General features: G+C 44.5%; 16 protein-coding genes and 1 other annotated feature. Of the genes, 5 read left to right on the top strand and 11 right to left on the bottom strand.

What is annotated here, in order from left to right:
- Window positions 1-43: 43 nt before the first annotated feature.
- From dltD to MKY50_RS19845, 5 genes are read right to left on the bottom strand one after another with little or no spacing between them, the layout of a single operon-like run.
- The gene (gene dltD / locus MKY50_RS19865) at window positions 44-1222 is read right to left on the bottom strand and encodes a D-alanyl-lipoteichoic acid biosynthesis protein DltD (RefSeq protein ID WP_003227323.1); all 1179 of its coding nucleotides are present in this window, start codon (window positions 1220-1222) and stop codon (window positions 44-46) included.
- A complete protein-coding gene (gene dltC / locus MKY50_RS19860; RefSeq protein ID WP_003227325.1) occupies window positions 1222-1458 on the bottom strand; it encodes a D-alanine--poly(phosphoribitol) ligase subunit DltC in 237 nt (78 codons plus the stop codon). The genes dltD and dltC overlap by 1 nt, the downstream gene beginning before the upstream one ends.
- Window positions 1459-1474: 16 nt before the next feature.
- Complete coding sequence (gene dltB / locus MKY50_RS19855; RefSeq protein WP_003227327.1) at window positions 1475-2662, bottom strand: D-alanyl-lipoteichoic acid biosynthesis protein DltB; 1188 nt, start codon at window positions 2660-2662, stop codon at window positions 1475-1477.
- Window positions 2659-4170: a D-alanine--poly(phosphoribitol) ligase subunit DltA gene (gene dltA, locus MKY50_RS19850; RefSeq protein ID WP_341117158.1), complete on the bottom strand. Its 1512-nt coding sequence runs from the start codon at window positions 4168-4170 to the stop codon at window positions 2659-2661. Before dltA ends, dltB begins: the two co-directional genes overlap by 4 nt.
- 17 nt (window positions 4171-4187) lie before the next feature.
- The gene (locus MKY50_RS19845; protein WP_003227330.1) at window positions 4188-4337 is read right to left on the bottom strand and encodes a teichoic acid D-Ala incorporation-associated protein DltX; all 150 of its coding nucleotides are present in this window, start codon (window positions 4335-4337) and stop codon (window positions 4188-4190) included.
- 149 nt (window positions 4338-4486) lie between these two features.
- Here MKY50_RS19845 and MKY50_RS19840 point away from each other — a divergent pair, with 149 nt between their 5' ends.
- The 3 genes from MKY50_RS19840 (at window position 4487) to ywaC (ending at window position 6493) form a co-directional block, all read left to right on the top strand.
- Entirely contained in the window at window positions 4487-4621 is a 135-nt protein-coding gene (locus tag MKY50_RS19840) for a hypothetical protein (RefSeq protein WP_003227332.1), read from the top strand.
- 162 nt (window positions 4622-4783) lie between these two features.
- Window positions 4784-5719, top strand: a complete 936-nt coding sequence (locus tag MKY50_RS19835) for a 1,4-dihydroxy-2-naphthoate polyprenyltransferase (RefSeq protein WP_015714937.1) — start codon at window positions 4784-4786, stop codon at window positions 5717-5719.
- A gap of 141 nt (window positions 5720-5860) precedes the next feature.
- Window positions 5861-6493, top strand: coding sequence for a GTP pyrophosphokinase YwaC (ywaC, locus tag MKY50_RS19830; protein WP_003244564.1), 633 nt, complete (start codon window positions 5861-5863; stop codon window positions 6491-6493).
- 29 nt (window positions 6494-6522) lie between these two features.
- Here the strand turns inward: ywaC and ywaD are convergent, their stop codons facing one another.
- From ywaD to ywaE, 3 genes are all read right to left on the bottom strand, one after another.
- Complete coding sequence (ywaD, locus tag MKY50_RS19825; protein WP_227058114.1) at window positions 6523-7890, bottom strand: aminopeptidase YwaD; 1368 nt, start codon at window positions 7888-7890, stop codon at window positions 6523-6525.
- Between the two features lie 155 nt (window positions 7891-8045).
- Complete coding sequence (tyrS, locus tag MKY50_RS19820) at window positions 8046-9287, bottom strand: tyrosine--tRNA ligase (RefSeq protein WP_335449938.1); 1242 nt, start codon at window positions 9285-9287, stop codon at window positions 8046-8048.
- A gap of 41 nt (window positions 9288-9328) precedes the next feature.
- Window positions 9329-9543 (bottom strand) — a binding site (T-box leader).
- Window positions 9538-10053, bottom strand: coding sequence for a tyrZ transcriptional regulator YwaE (gene ywaE / locus MKY50_RS19815; RefSeq protein ID WP_003227345.1), 516 nt, complete (start codon window positions 10051-10053; stop codon window positions 9538-9540). Its footprint overlaps the feature before it by 6 nt.
- 150 nt (window positions 10054-10203) lie before the next feature.
- Between ywaE and MKY50_RS19810 the strand changes: the two genes are divergently transcribed.
- Window positions 10204-10917 (top strand): YwaF family protein, encoded by a 714-nt coding sequence (locus MKY50_RS19810; protein WP_033882895.1) that lies wholly within the window; start codon window positions 10204-10206, stop codon window positions 10915-10917.
- Window positions 10918-11026: 109 nt separating this feature from the next.
- Entirely contained in the window at window positions 11027-11887 is an 861-nt protein-coding gene (locus MKY50_RS19805; RefSeq protein ID WP_015250924.1) for a glycosyltransferase family 8 protein, read from the top strand.
- A gap of 52 nt (window positions 11888-11939) precedes the next feature.
- Here the strand turns inward: MKY50_RS19805 and sacY are convergent, their stop codons facing one another.
- The 3 genes from sacY to epr form a co-directional block, all read right to left on the bottom strand.
- Window positions 11940-12782 carry a transcription antiterminator SacY gene (gene sacY, locus MKY50_RS19800; protein ID WP_003244589.1) on the bottom strand — a complete coding sequence of 281 codons (843 nt, stop codon included), beginning with the start codon at window positions 12780-12782 and terminating at the stop codon, window positions 11940-11942.
- 53 nt (window positions 12783-12835) lie between these two features.
- Window positions 12836-14215 carry a SacY negative regulator SacX gene (sacX, locus tag MKY50_RS19795; RefSeq protein ID WP_003243800.1) on the bottom strand — a complete coding sequence of 460 codons (1380 nt, stop codon included), beginning with the start codon at window positions 14213-14215 and terminating at the stop codon, window positions 12836-12838.
- Between the two features lie 432 nt (window positions 14216-14647).
- Window positions 14648-16585 (bottom strand): minor protease Epr, encoded by a 1938-nt coding sequence (gene epr / locus MKY50_RS19790; RefSeq protein ID WP_251187429.1) that lies wholly within the window; start codon window positions 16583-16585, stop codon window positions 14648-14650.
- Window positions 16586-16610 lie beyond the last annotated feature (25 nt).

The following is a 16610-nucleotide window of genomic DNA, read 5'->3' as shown; positions in this document are numbered from 1 at the left end:
TCAAATCTTAGCAGGAAATATGCAGCCGCGTCCTATGAGATGCTCAGGATGAAGTGACTTTTCCGGTTTTATAAAATTCGTCAATTGCTTTATCGACATAGACCCAGCCTTTCCAGCCGATGTGAATGGTGTCTTTCATGAAATACGGGTCATATTCATGCCCTGAGAAATCAGCAACCTGGAAGCCCTTCGCTCTGATTTGTTTATTTACCTTTTTGTAATAGTCAGTGCGTCCTTTTTTCGGGAAGCCCGTGTAATCGTACCATTTCCCGTTAACAGGAATGGTGACAAACATAGGCTCTGCGCCCGCATCCTTCAGGATATCGAGCATCATTTCAAAGTCGCCATATTCCGGTGACACCGCATACGATCTTCCTTTGTTTTTCCCTTTCAGCTTAGGCACTTTCGGCTTCAGCTTTTTATAGACAGGGTTGTCGATGTGAAAATCGTTAGAACCGGAGTGGCGTTTGCCCGATTGATCCGCTAGTTTATTCAATTCAGACCATGACTTATCCTTTACTGACTGCGAGATATAGCGCTTTGGCCCGGATGATTCTGTCGTTGAATAATACAGATCTTTCTTTTCCAGCATGCTGTAATACACTTTCGCCGCCGGCTTCAGCGCGTTCACTTTCCACGTCTGGCCGTTTACCATTGCTTTGTACAGCTCAGAAAGAATGGCATCGTTTTGCACAGCCTTAAAGCGCAGCATGCGTTTCATCATTTTCTTTTTAATTTCAGGATCGATCTGATCGTTAAATGCCAAATCAAGCCCTTGCAGCGCAGAATAGTTCGGCGCGAAATGCTGTTCATCAGACCCGCGCTTAATAAACCATTGCGGAGACACGATGAATACGATTTTTTTGCCCTTCAGCTGATCCATATGGGCAGCGAAGTTTAAAGAATGAATCAATGACTGGGATCCGCCTTTGCCGACAAGGTATGGCGTGAATCCCTCATTGTTTACTTGAAAATAATTAGATGGGTGGAACTCGTCCAGCCGGGAAAGCTCAGAAGACCCGTAAATCGGAAGATATGTCGGATCTTTGAGCATCTGATCTTGTAAATATAGCCCTTGAAACATACTCGGATTCAAGGCTGTTGCTGACTCTTTCACACGCTTATCGGTGATGAAGCCTGTCAGCCATGAAGATGGAATTGCGATGGCGCCTGCGAATAGAATAAACGCCAAAATAATTGGACCGAAAAAACGCTTTTTCATTATTTCAACTCAGACAGCTGATTTACAATGTTGTTAGGTGTATTCCAAACGTCCCGGTCAAATTCAGTGATCGGCACTAAAATATCAAAACGGTTTTCAATCGCAAGCAGCAATTCTACTGTTCCAAAAGAATCAAGCAAACCTTCTTCAAAAATTTCAATATCAGGATTTTCCTTTACGATGTCATCCTGGCAAACCTCTGCTAAAACGTCTAATACCTCTTGTTTAAAATCCATAGCTTTCTAATCTCCTTTAATGGTGGTGATGAAATGGTTTTCCTGAGAAAATATAAAACCCGAAGCAAACGAAATGGAATGTGATCACAATCGCGAGAATGGTTGTCCAGCGGTTGGACGGCAGCCATTTATATTTCTTATTCCACTTCTCGAAAAAGTTGTAACACGTCATCAGAACGGCATGATAGAGGCCGTAAATGATATATTGCGGCGCGAGCCCGTGCCAAACCCCCATCAGCATAAACAGCAGGAAATACCCGATGTTTGAGACGGCCATACGGTTTTTGATCCACTTTTTCTTAGTCATCCAAAATACGAATCTCATAAACACATAATCTCTGAACCAAAATGACAGAGACATATGCCAGCGATTCCAAAAATCTTTAATATTTTTACTGATAAATGGTTTATTAAAGTTTTCTGGTGATTTAATGCCCATAATGTAGCTGACCCCGACGGCAAACATCGTGTAGCCGGCGAAATCAAAGAATAAATACATGCTGTAGCCGTACATGTACAGCAGGTTCCCAAGAATCTTATTGTGCGTGATTGCGGGAAGATTCATGATGAAGTACGTATTGATCGCGTAGCCGATAATAAATTTATACAGGAAACCGATGAAGATTTTATGGATTCCCGTATACAACAGGTCGGCGTATTCTTCTTTCGTCCAAGCCTTCTGTTCATCCTTGACGAACCGGCGGTATCTGTCGATCGGGCCGGAGGAAATCGTCGGGAAAAACAGGATGAAATACAGCAGGCGGTGCAATGGCAGCTGTTCTTTCAGCAGTCCGTCTCTTGCTTCCATAATCAGCTGAACGCCTTTAAAGGTTAAATATGAAATCCCTAAAAAGCTGATCAGGTTATGCGGCGGATGATGCGGCTGCGGGTGCGAAAGAAACGGCCATATTTTTGACAGAAATAAAGGCAGAATCGACGCGATAACAGCCCCGCAAAAGACAAAGCCGCTGTTCGCTTTCTGCCGGTATGCCAGATAGCCGCTGATCAGGAGCACCTGCCATATTGTAAACAGGCACAGCGCGATGACCCCGTGTAAGTCGTGCGAAAAAATTAAAGCCAATATAATGATAGATATGAACATGTTGTATGCTTGAAATCTTTTTCCGTTTAAGCCGAGAATGATCGTCGGCAGAAGAAGAATGCCAAGCAGTATGAAGAATAAAAACGAGCTGTAAGGCGTCATACAAGAACCTCTTCGCCAATGCGTTTTCGGTCAATTTTGCCGTTAGCCGTCATTTGAATGTGATCCTGATAGATAAATTTTCTCGGGATCATATATGCCGGAAGAGAAGCGGCAAGCTCTTTTTTAATAGCGCTTGTCAGCTGGAATTCCTTCTCGAAATCATGCTCCTCAGGCACAATAGCAGCGATCAGGTACTCAACTGTTCCGTTTGGCTGATAAGGAATCACGACAGCAGAGCGAACGTACTGTGACTGTCTGACATGGAACTCGATTTCCTCCAGCTCCATTCGATAGCCGTGAAGTTTAATCTGAAAATCCAAACGTCCTTGGCAGAAAATCTGACCGTCTTGAATAAAGCCGGCATCGCCAGTTCGGTATGCCCACTGGCCTTCATGAGAGAAAAACGCTTTTTCCGTCAGCTCTGGCTCACCAAGGTAGCCTCGGCTTACACTCGGCCCTGCAATGACGATTTCTCCTTTTTCTCCATCAGGAAGCGGCTGTCCCTGTTCATCCATAATGAAAATGTTCATATCTGGTTTGGCGAAGCCCACTGGAAGCGATTCGCTGCGGCTGATGACGTCAGCCGTAATTTCAACCGATGTGACAGCCACTGTCGCTTCAGTCGGGCCGTACGTATTAAAAATCTTCGCTTTCGGAAAACGCTCAAGCAGCGCTTTTGCCACAGAAACCGGAAGAACCTCTCCGCAAAACATAAATGTGTCCGCATGAGGCAGCAGATCCTGTGAAAAACCCGGATCCATCAGGCACATTTGCACAAAGGAAGGTGTTGATGTCCACACATTCAGTCCGGACTTCTTCAGCTCTTCAAATAAGACTTTCGGCTTGTTCACAGCATCCTTTGTCACGCAATGTAAAGTCCCGCCTGATTGAAGGCACGGATATAGGTCCATGACAGACAAATCAAATGAGAACGGCGCTTGGTTTAAAAATATTTTTCCTCCGCTGACTGGAAAGTCTGCACAAATCCAGTCTGTGAAGCTTTGAAGGTTCGCAGCGGAAATCTGCACGCCTTTCGGATTTCCTGTGCTTCCGGAAGTGTAAATGATATAAAACGTTTCGTGTTCTTTGACCCATTGATCTTGGCTGACAGAGCCGCCTTCGTTTTCCAGCAGTTCTTCCGCAGAAACTGTCTGAATCTGCTGGCCGACTGCATCAATTGAGAGTCCTGCTGCATGGATCAGCAATTCTGCTCCAGAGCTTTCGATAATTTTCGCAATCCGTTCGGACGGAATAGACAGGTCAACCGGAATATAAGGATGTCCCGCTTTGACACTTCCCAAGAAGGAAACAAGCATGTGCGGCTCCATGTGGCCGTACACAAGGATAGGAGATTTCTTTTCCCCAGAAATGCGTTTTTGGATCGCGGCAGCCGCGCGGTCAGACTGCTCCCATAATTCCTGATACGTGAGCGACTGGCCTTGAGAGCGGAAGGCATCGGTTTGCGGATAAGTTTCCGCATGTGTTTGAATAGCATGTAAAAGTTTCATAGTTATTCTCTCTCCAATTAGAAATCGTTATAAATATATGAACCGGTATTCGCGGTGTGAAAACCATACATAAAAAACAAAACAAGCAGTATCATCAAATAAAAGCCTGTATGACATGTCCACTTGACAGCGGGTTTTTCATACAGCTGTTTCATTAATTGCAGCATATCAAAAATTCCCTTCCCGTTTTTTCGACAATCACATGATTATTTGACGATCAGATGCTCAAAAAGTTTCATTTTTTCCCTAATCTCCCTCAAATTAATATATCGGCGTATGTTTTTGAAAATGAATCTTTATACCTGCAAGGGCAAGAATGGAATGTTTCGAGCTGATTCATAATAAAGGAAAAGATACCTGGAGTCAAAAGATCTTTTTAACTTTTAAAAAGTGTAATGTACTTAAAAAAATTTTTCTGTACCTGTTCGTTCAAGTGAAAGCAGAAACCTAATGAAATCAGGGCGAGAAGCGTATAATAAGAAAGAAAACGCCTTCTTGCGGTATCTTGTGAAATAAGGGAGAAGTCATTATGATAGATAAGGAAGCAAAAGGAGTTTTTTATTAAGCTGCCGGCTGAAAAAAAGTAAGCCTTTTAATAGAAAGGAAGAGGAAGATGAACCAAACAAATAAGGGTGAGGGTCAGACAGCGCCGCAAAAAGAAAGCATGGGGCAGATCCTTTGGCAGTTAACCCGTCCTCATACGTTAACCGCATCGTTTGTGCCTGTGCTGCTCGGAACCGTTTTGGCGATGTTTTATGTGAAGGTTGATCTGCTGCTGTTTTTGGCTATGCTGTTTTCTTGCCTATGGATCCAGATCGCGACGAACTTATTTAATGAATATTATGATTTTAAACGCGGATTAGATACAGCAGAATCAGTCGGAATCGGAGGGGCCATTGTACGCCACGGAATGAAGCCTAAAACGATTTTGCAATTAGCTCTTGCCTCATACGGGATTGCCATTTTGCTCGGTGTCTATATTTGTGCCAGCAGCAGCTGGTGGCTTGCGCTGATCGGCCTTGTCGGCATGGCGATCGGCTACCTGTATACAGGCGGGCCGCTGCCGATTGCGTACACGCCGTTCGGTGAATTATTCTCAGGCATTTGCATGGGTTCGGTGTTTGTGCTGATTTCGTTTTTCATTCAGACAGATATGATCAACACGCAAAGCATTTTGATTTCCATCCCGATTGCGATTCTTGTCGGCGCGATTAACCTGTCGAACAACATTCGTGATATTGAAGAGGACAAAAAAGGCGGCCGCAAAACATTGGCGATTTTGATGGGGCATAAGGGAGCTGTTACTCTGTTAGCTGCGTCGTTTGCCGTCGCTTATATCTGGGTTGTCGGCTTGGTTATTACCGGTGCCGCAAGCCCATGGCTGTTTGTCGTCTTTTTGAGCGTGCCTAAGCCGGTTCAGGCAGTGAAGGGTTTCGTCCAGAACGAAATGCCGATGAATATGATTGTCGCAATGAAATCAACAGCCCAAACAAATACATTTTTCGGATTCCTGCTCTCGATCGGATTATTGATCAGCTATTTCCGATAATAAAAAAGACCGCTCGTTTCGTGCGGTCTTTTTTTGTTACAATCGACCGCATTTTGTAAAAAAATTCATAGAACCTTGCAGCAGACAGGGACGTCTAGTACATGGACAGCGGATAAAGTTCCGTTAAAGGAGATGACGAAAATGGATTTATCTGTAACACATATGGACGATTTAAAAACAGTAATGGAAGATTGGAAAAATGAATTATTAGTTTATAAATTTGCGCTAGATGCGCTCGATACAAAGTTCTCAATTATCAGCCAGGAATATAACCTCATTCACGGACACAACCCGATTGAACATACAAAATCCCGTGTCAAAAGCTTTGAAAGCATCGTGAATAAGTTAATGAGAAAGGGTTGTGAGATTACGACGAAGGAAATGAAGGAGCATATTCACGACATTGCCGGCGTGCGCATCATCTGTTCCTTTATTTCTGACATTTATAATGTCGTGAATGTGTTGAAGCAGCATGAAGATTTGAGAATCGTAAAGGTAAAGGATTATATCCAGACACCCAAACCGAATGGCTATCGAAGCCTGCATTTAATCATTGAGATGCCTGTGAATTTAACGAACCGTGTGGAATACGTCAAAGCAGAAATTCAAATCCGTACAATCGCGATGGATTTCTGGGCGAGCCTTGAACATAAAATTTATTATAAATTGAACAATGACGTTCCTAAGCAATTAACAGATGAGCTGAAAGAAGCCGCGGAGATTGCCCATTACCTAGATGAGAAAATGCTGGGGATTAAGAAAGAAGTGGATTAGAAAAGACGGCACCCAAGTGCCGTCTTTTTTTATTTGATATCTTCAAAAATGTCAGTTGCTTTGGCCTTCATTTGTTTCTTAATGGTTTTCGGTTTCTTCTCTTTTTTCACAGCCTCATAGACTGCGGCTGTCACAAGATCGCCTGCTTGCTGGAGGCGTTCTTTGCTGATATGTTCGATCGAGTCTTCAGGGGTATGATACCACGGCTCAACTTCTTCTGTTTCCGGGTCTCCCCAAATAAAGTTGGCGGAATCAATGCCGGCTTCGTGGAATGGCACATGATCAGATGATCCTCCCTGTGTCAGAGACAGGCTGTCAAACCCAATTTTTTCAGCAGCCGTATGGCTGGATTCCCAAACATAGTTAGATTGGCCATCCAATGTGTTGACATACAGCTCAGACGCTTTTTCCCAGCTTGTGCCTACCATATCTAAGTTGAAGTTCACTTCGCTTCGTTTCAGCTCTTTTTCCGATAGATGATCTACATAGTGAGAGGAGCCGAGCAGGCCGAGCTCTTCGGCGCCGAAAGCGATAAAGCGGATTTCTTTATCAGATGGAACGCTTTTTAAGACACGCGCCATCTCCAGCATAACAGAGGTTCCTGAGCCGTTGTCATTTGCCCCGGGTGAAAAAGGAACACTGTCGTAATGGGCCGTCACGTACACAATGTCTGGATGTTTGATGTTCTTTGGTTTTTTGATTCCGATGATATTCTGGGAGGTTTGGTTTGTGAATGCTTTTAGTTTTAAGGTGGCTTCTTTTTGCTGGGTAAGTGCTTCGCCGTCTTCTTTCTTAATGCCGACGACCGGAATGCCGACTTTATTTCCCGACAGGTTTGGCGTCATAGGCACGAGGCTTTCTTTGTTGTTATAAATGATGACAGCTTTTGCTCCGGCGGCTTCGGCATTTTTGGCTTTCTCGTAATAAGTCAGGTCTCCTCTGGAAATCAAGGCGATTTTGCCCTTGACGTCAGCGGTAAAGTCCTTTTGATAGCCCAATCCCGCATTGTAAAGCGGGGCCGTCAGCCCTTGTTCCTCAGTCGGAGCTGAGCCGGACGCCGCTTGGAGAATAATATTGCGTCCTGCTGAAGACAGTGTTCCCTCAAGCCGATCAGGAATGTTGAATCGTTGAACCTTCACATCAAGCTTTAATTTTCTCATTGATGAGGCAATCAATAGGGCACTCTTTTTTTCAGCTACAGTTCCGGCTATTCTGGGGCCGATTGCTTCACTTAGCTGAGAAATGGTAGAGTACGCATGCTTTGCTTTGAATGGAAGCTCGCGCTCGCTATTTGATATTTGTACAGCGTGCGCGGCCGGGGTGACACTCTGTGCCGGCAAGAGCAGTGTGCCGGCAGTTAAAACAGCCATCGTCATGACAGTCAAAAGCTTTTTCATCAAAAATAAACCTCCCCTAAATGTATGGTTGGGGAATATTTCGGGATGCTAAAGGAGTTTCCTGCAAGATGGAGAGCGTTTTTGAAAAGACAGTGCTTTATACCTGCAAAAAAACGCTTATGAATGAAGGGTCATAAGCGTTTCGGAATATCAGACTATTGGAGCTTTAAAAACTTGCGTTTGCCGACTTGGATGATCATATTCTCTCTTATCTCTGCTTTGGTGTGAACATCTGTTATTTTCTCTCCGTCGATGCGTACACCTCCGTTTTGAATCATGCGGCGCGCCTCGCTCTTCGAAGAGAGGAGCTTTAGCTTGACGAGCAGATCAATCATCGCTATCGTTTTTTCGCCTTTCCAGTTTACGGCCGGTATATCTTCCGGCAGGCTGTTTTCCTGAAAGACTGTTTTAAACGAGTGTTCGGCAGCTTCTGCTGCTTTCTCTCCGTGATACATTCGGACGATTGTTTTGGCTAAAAGCATTTTGGCATCACGCGGATGAACGGCGCCGGTTTCTAAGTCTTTTACGAGCTGTTTTTTCTCTTCAAGCTCTAAGTCTGTCGCCAAGTGGATGTATTTTTTCATCAGGCTGTCGGGCAGTGACATCGTTTTTCCGTACATGTCGTTTGGATGTTCGTTAATGCCAATGTAGTTGTGTTTCGACTTCGACATTTTCTCGACGCCATCCAAGCCTTCCAAGAGCGGCATCAGGATGACGACTTGTTTTTCTTTGTTGTATCGTTCTTGAAAATGCCGCCCCATGAGGACATTGAAATGCTGATCCGTTCCGCCTAATTCAATATCACTTTCGAGAACGACAGAATCATATCCCTGCATCAATGGGTAAAAGAATTCATGCAGTGAGATTGGTTTTTGCATGGCGATGCGTTCTTCAAAGTCGTCGCGCTCCATCAGGCGGGCTACCGTTATTTTCCCTGCTAATTCAATGACATCTTCCAGATTCAATGTTTTCAGCCATTTTGAGTTATAGTGAAGCTCGACTTTTTCTGGATCAAGCACTTTTCCGAATTGCTCAAAGTAGGTTTTGGCATTGTGCTGAACTTCTTCATCAGTCAGTTGCTTTCTGGCTGCCGATTTTCCGGTCGGATCACCAATTTTTCCTGTGAAATCCCCAATTAACAGCTGGACAATGTGGCCGTTTTCTTGAAATTGGCGAAGCTTATTTAACACAACCGTATGGCCCAAATGTACATCCGGTGCAGACGGATCTAATCCGAGCTTAATTTTAAGCGGCGTGCCCGTGGAAATTGATTTCACGAGCTTTGCCTTTAATTCCTCCGGCGGTATGACTTCGTGGGCGCCTGTCATGTATAGCTGAAGCTGTCTTTCTACCTCTTTTTGCTGTGACGCTGTGAGCTGCTCAAATGTTCTCATCATTTTTCCTCCTTTTTTACAAACACAAAAAAGAGCCCATCCCGATAAGGGACGTGGCTCAATGCACGCGGTACCACCCTGGTTGAAGACATCGTCTTCCGCTCATTCGAATAACGGTTTCCCGTTCTTTGCTACCTTTAAGGTTCACAAAGAAAGCTCGGGGAGGTAATTCACGTTTGCTGTGTGCCGGCTCGCACCTTCCGCCGGCTCTCTGAAACAGGGAGACAAACCGCTACTGGATTCCCGTCAAAGCTTATGTTGTATGAAGATTGTCAGCTACCTTTCTAAGCAGCCCTGTCAATATTTTCTGTTCGTCCTTCGTCATTCCCGCAATGAGCTCTGTTTCCCCTTTGTGAAACTCCGGGTAGAGTTCTTCGATCGCTTGTTTGCCGGAATCGGTGATAGAGACAAATACGAGTCGCCGATCTCTTGTGTCGATGCTTTTACGGCAAAAACTCTTTTTTTCGAGCGTTTTGATCACGTTGCTTGCTGTAGCTGTAGATATCCCTGACAGCTCAGCGATTTTTCTCGTTTCGAGCGCTCCCCATACCCATAGATCATAAAGAATGGAGAAAGCGGTCCAAGAAAGGTTATAGGAAGAAAGAACCTCAGTCTCCATTTTGACACGGAGCCTTTGTGCAGACCGATACAGATTCGTAGCGATCGAAATGGCTTCCAGGTTAAGTGACTCGACGGGCATTTGTTTGAGCTTAGAAAGTGTATCGTGTTCTTCCTTCCGAAGCTGCTGATGTTGATGTGAACGTTCCATTTTTTAGGCCTGCCTTAAATTATCAGAATCATTAGCTATGAAACGAATTGTAGCAGAGTCTGGTGTGAACTTCAAGCCCATATATCGGTTGAATAAAAAAAGCCCAAACAACGCCAAAATAAACAAAAAACCGCAAACGGGGGTGCAGTTTTGCAAAAATATGTTCAATCCGTCTATAAACATGATCCGTTTCATCTATTTTCGACAGAGCATGTAGTGACGTTAGCGATTATCGCCCTTTTGGCCATTCTGTTGTTTTTGTTCCAAGAGAGGGTCAAGCAGCCGAGGGCCAGCCGGTTTTTGCGTTCTCTGTTTGTGTTTCTTTTGCTTGGTTCGCAAATCGGCTATCAAATATGGATGGTCGCCACGGGCAGGTGGTCGGTGCGCACTTCATTGCCTCTCCAGCTTAGTGACCTGTCGGTGTATTTGTCAGCTATTATGTTAGTGACAAAAAGCAGAAAGCTGTTTGTATTTTTGTTTTTTGTCGGCGTCGGCAGTTCGATTCAGGCTCTTGCCACTCCTGACCTCGGTATGTTTTCATTTCCGCATATACGATATATCCTCTTTTTTATTTCTCACGGATCTGTGTTTTTATCCTGTCTGCTGATGGCTGTGATTGGCACCTACAGAATGGGCCAGCGCTCATTATGGGTGACAGTCCTGCTTGTTAATGTGTACGGCGTCTGTATTTTCCTGATTGATCGCTGGCTTGGCGCAAATTATATGTATTTGACGAAAAAACCGGGCGGATCCTCTCTCTTAGATGTTCTCGGACCATGGCCGTGGTATATCGTCTCGGCTGAAGCCATCACAATCGCAAGCTTTTTCATTCTTTATTGGCTTTATCGCATCTTCAAAAAATGACACCTTTTTTGTTGTATCACACATTCTGTTTAAAAAAATGTCGGAGAACGTGTTTATTTTTTTGAAAAAGGGTATGTAACTTGTACAACAAAAAGGGAGATGAATACCATTGAGGAAAGATGAAATCATGCATATCGTATCATGCGCAGATGATAATTATGCTCGTCATTTAGGTGGGATGTTCGTTTCTTTATTGACTAACATGGATCAGGAGAGAGAGGTAAAATTATACGTCATTGATGGCGGAATTAAGCCTGATAACAAAAAAAGACTGGAAGAAACCACTTTGAAATTCGGAGTGCCGATTGAGTTTTTAGAAGTGGATACCAAAATGTATGAACATGCGGTAGAGAGCAGCCATATTACAAAAGCCGCGTATTACCGCATTTCGATTCCCGACTTAATTAAGGATGAAAGCATCAAACGAATGATTTACATCGATTGTGATGCGCTTGTCCTAGAGGATATTTCTAAGCTATGGGACTTAGACATTGCGCCATACACCGTAGCCGCTGTTGAGGATGCGGGGCAGCATGAACGCCTGAAAGAAATGAACGTCACTGATACAGGGAAGTATTTTAACTCAGGTATCATGATTATTGATTTTGAGTCTTGGAGAAAGCAAAACATCACAGAAAAAGTCATCAACTTTATCAATGAACACCCAGACGAAGACTTTCTTGTGCTGCATGACCAAGATGCACTGAATGCGATTTTATATGATCAGTGGTATGAACTTCATCCGCGCTGGAACGCTCAAACCTATATCATGTTAAAGCTGAAAACCCCATCTACTCTGTTAGGGCGGAAGCAATATAATGAAACAAGAGAAAACCCGGCAATCGTGCACTTCTGCGGCGGAGAAAAGCCTTGGAACTCCAATACAAAACATCCGTATCGCGATGAGTATTTCCATTACATGTCCTATACGAAGTGGAATACGATCAGCAACCCGGCGATCAACCAATAATACAGATATAAAAAAACGCTTTTGAGATGATCAAAAGCGTTTTTTGTTTGTCTCAGCGTGCGACTGACCGTTGGTAGAACCGCTGAATATGCATGGCGATGTAGCACAATTCTTTTTCAGGAAACTCAAAGCCGTATTCCTTCTTCACAAAGGTGCCGATGCTTAGGGCACACAGGAAGGCATCCTTAAACTTCTCTTTAATGATGTCGATCATTTCTGCGTCCAGCTCGTAAATGGATTCGCCTGCTTTGATATGCTGAATGGCAAAGCGGAGATGGGTCACGAGCCGTTCATAAGAGATGGTATCTTCAACGATATTAATAGACAGTTGAATTTCGATAATCTCGATAATATCACGGATCATTGTTGTAATATCAAGCGTTTGTGTCATATCGCCGGCATTGTTTCTTGCTGTGTGGATATGCATGGCGATATTGCCGATTTCATCATCAGGAATGTGAATCCCCAGTTTATCTTTAATCAGTGCTCTGGCCCATAAGCCGATCTGGAACTCCTTTGGATAAAGGACTTTGATTTCATTCAGCAGCGGATTTTTGATAACCATCCCATTGCTCAGGCGTTCAATTGCAAAAGAAAGATGGTCTGAAAAAGCGACATGAATGCGCTCGTTGATTTTGATGTTCAGCTCTTTTTCGGCATGAGAGATAATTTGCTCAGAAATCTGAATGTGGTCTTCAGGCAATGTTTCTAAAATCTCTTCGAACTGCTTATAGTCAGGTGTATCTTTTCTGATAAAGGTTTTTTCTATTTTTGACGGATCGACAATATCATTCTTCTTTTTGTTAAACGCAATTCCTGCACCCAAGAGAATCTTCTCTTCATTTTGATCCTTTACGACGATAGCATTATGATTTAAGATTCTTTTAATTTTCATAGCTTTTTTGTCCTTTCATCCCCCGTTTTATGAATGAAATCGAATAAATCCAGTTATTCTGTCTCTTCTTTAAACCCGAGAAACAATGTAGCTATAAAAGCAGAGACGGCTGCGATCAAGAAACCGATCATATAATGAACAAAATTAGCGGCGCCAAACGGCAGCACGATTGAAATCATCGGAATGCCTGTCAGCCCGTAGGAATTTGCCACAACTTGTACCGCAACCACGTATGCTCCGCCAATAGCACCGCCGATGGCTGCTCCGATAAAGGGACGGATCAATTTGAGATTTACCCCGAATACAATCGGCTCAACAATGCCTAAAAACGCGGTCAGAGAAGCGGGGAGCGCAATTTTTTTCAGGCTTGATTGTTTCGTTTTGAGGAATACCGCAAGCCCCGCTCCGCCTTGGGCCACATTCGCCATCGACCATATCGGCACTAAAAAGTTGACACCGACATGCGGATTAGCAAGCAGCGTTGCCTCAATTGCATAAAAGCTATGATGCAATCCAGATAGGACGATGGTGGAGTAGATGCCGCCGAAAAGGGCTCCGGCGGCAATGCCGGCGTGATCATAAATATAGACGATCGATTGTGTCATGATCTGGCCGATGATGGACGCGGCGGGATTCATCACAATCAGCGCGAGGCACCCTGTCACCATGACCGTAATAAAGGGAATAATCACGACATCAAGTGACTTCGGCACAATCGATTTTAATAGCTTCTCAATTTTGCTCATGACAAAAACGGAGAGAAGAATCGGTATCATGGAACCCTGATACCCCATCATCGGGATATGAAGCCCCCATATGTCTAAAGAAGACGGGGTTTTGCTGCCGAGCATAGACGGGTCCAGCAGATCAGGATGCGTCAAAAGCCCCGCGATCACTGCCCCTAGGTATGGGTTGCTGCCAAATTGCCGTGCGGCACTGAAGCCGACTAAAATCGGCAGTAAAATAAAGGCTGTGCTGGACACGAGGTCGAGCATTTTAATCCATGGGCTGCCGGCAGCGAACCAGTGAAACACCTTAATCATGCCGATCAGCCCCATGAGCAGGCCGCTTGCTGTTATTGCCGGAATAATCGGCACAAAAATATCGGACAGTGTTTTCGCAAAAGCTGCGGCAGGGTTCAGCTTCCGGCTGGCTTTTTTCTGGTGGACAGGTTCTTCAGAAGGCGCGGTCTCCCATACATGAACGACTTCTTTATATATTTTGTTGACGACGCCTGCTCCGAAGATAATCTGGAAAAGCCCATAACGGAAAAAGGTGCCCTGCACACCTTGCAGGTTCTCAATGGCATGTATATCAATTTTCGTCTCGTCCTTTACATCAAAACGAAGACGGGTCGTACAATGGCTGATGCTGATAATATTGTTTTTTCCTCCTGCGAGCAGCAGTAATTCTTTTGCAATCTCTTTATGCAAGCAATCAAAACCTCCTTTGCTGAAGAAAAGTCGGCTTGTTCATCGTATCAAATGAAAAGTTGACAATCAAAATGAAAAAAGTGAGAAATATCGGCTGAAAATGACAAAAATGCCCGCGTCGACGCGACGACGGAGCATGAGAATAGGGGGTTGTCCAAGGCGCCGTTATGAGCCCAACACGAAAAGAAGAGTTAAAATGCCCTGCTTTTTAGGCATTAATACTCCCTTTGCATCATTGGGTCTTGCCTGCCTGCCCAGTCACAATCCCGCCATATGTGGTGATAACTGTAATAACGTTCATTTTATGCTGTTCATGGCTGTATAGCAATAGTATGAAAAGCCTGTACAATGGATGGGAAAAAGGTTGTGTGTGGTGTTCTTAGAATGTAAAAAACCTTTAAGACTTGGAATGCAAATCTTAAAGGTTTTTGGTTACTTTTTCGGTTTGACGGCGTTCAGCCGTTTTTGCAGCTTTGTTTTTTCATTGGATGCTTTTAATTGATTCACTGCAGACTGAGCGGATGTCTTTGATTTCTTTGTTTTGTCTTTTTCCGCTTTCTTCACTTTTGCCTTGGCAGTTTCGACTTTTTTTGCTTCAGCCGCCGCCACCTTTTTCTTCACTTTGTCTAACCGTTTTTGCAATGCCGTTTTGTCCTTGCCTGCTTGAAGCTGATTGACGGCTGATTGTGCTTTTGCCGCATTTGCATCAGTTGATTTCTTTTCAGCCGCAGATACGGATTGCTGTGCCGTCTTCAAATTGGTGCTCTTCACTTTGTTAAGGCGTTTCTGCAGGGACGTTTTTTCTGAACTTGCAGGCAGCTTGCCAATTGCTGATTGTGCGCTGTCCACATCTGTTTTCTTTTTGCTTTTTTCCGCTTTCGCAACTTTGTCTTTCGCTTGCTTTGACGCGATGTAGCGTTTTACTTGGTCTAAGCGTTTTTGAAGGTTCTTTTTGTCTGTTCCGTTCGGCAGCTTGTTGATGGCAGTTTGTGCTGTATCAACGGTTTGCTGTGTTTTATATTTTTCTGCCTTTGCGACTTTGTCTTTCGCATCTTTTACATTTCTGTATGACTGTACTTTATCCAGTCTTTTTTGCAGGGCAGTTTTGGCGTCGGAGCCCGGCAGCTGGCTAACGAGTTCTCGCGCTTTGTTGATATCGGTTTGTGCTTTTGTTTGTTCCGCTTTTTTCACAGCTTGCTCTGCTGCCGCGTACGCTGAATCTGTTGCCTGTGCTTTATACTGGATTAAGCCGTAGCCAAATTGCTGATCGCGGCCTGCGGTACCAAGATCAACGATGTTTTTCCGCATTTCCTCGCGAAGCTGGACGTTTGTCTCGGAAGGATCACGCTGTTTTAACAAAGCAAACATGGCAGCGGCGTGCGGTGTCGCTTGGGATGTTCCGCTTCCCATTGCATAATACTGGTTTAAGTAAGTGCTTGTGATGTTTGTCCCCGGCGCTGAAAATTCAACTTCATCTCCAGTTGTTGAAAAGGAGGCAAGCTGATTCTTTTCGTTTGTTGCTGAAACCGCAACGACACTGCTGTATGCCGCCGGATAATTCACTGGCTTGCCGTTTCCGTCGTTACCGCTTGCGGCAACAAGCAGAACGCCTTGTTCATATGCTTTGTCCACGGCGTCATGAAGGATTTTGCTGTCTGACGTCGTGCCAAGGCTCATATTGACGATGTCCATCCCGTTTGCGATCGACCAGTCAATTCCTTGGAGAAGGCTTTGAAGATCCCCCGAGCCGTTCTGATCAAGCGCTTTAACCGCGTATATTTGTGCTTCCGGTGCGATGCCGTCAATTCCGTAGCCGTTATGCTTGGCTCCGATAATCCCTGCGACATGTGTTCCGTGGCCGTTATCATCTTTGTAAGAAGAGGTATAACTGACAGCTGAATACCCGCCGGCAATCGACAGGTCATCGTGGGGGGAGATTCCGCTGTCAATGACGGCAATTTTGATATTCTTTCCTGTCAGTCCTGCCTTCCAAGCCTGTTTCACCTGAATGGGCTCAAGGTTCCATTGCTCAAAGTTGTCAGAGGTGTCAGTGCCGTCTGACAGCACTTTGAAATCCATGCTGTCTGCTGCGGTAAATGATACGTTGTTTTCTACATACAAAATATCAGGATCCTGCTTTAATTCTTTTACTGTCTCCTGGTCTGCTGTGACCGCTACCGCGGGAAGATGCTTATACTGCTGTTCAACATCAGCATCACTATCCAGGATGGTTTCCTTACCGGCCTTGTTTTTATAAACCACAATAACCTCTTTCTCGCTGCTGTTTTGCGCATGAGCGAGAGGGCCTATGGCGAGAAAGCTGAAAAACAGAGTGACTGATACAACAAGTTTGCAAGACATGTTTTTCATGATTCATCTCCTTTTTCTATGATGT

The sequence above is a fragment of the Bacillus sp. FSL R7-0685 genome (assembly GCF_038002425.1).
GTDB classification, from domain to species: domain Bacteria; phylum Bacillota; class Bacilli; order Bacillales; family Bacillaceae; genus Bacillus; species Bacillus subtilis.
Note: the sequence above shows the minus strand (reverse complement) of the source record. Positions and strands in the feature narration are given on the sequence as shown.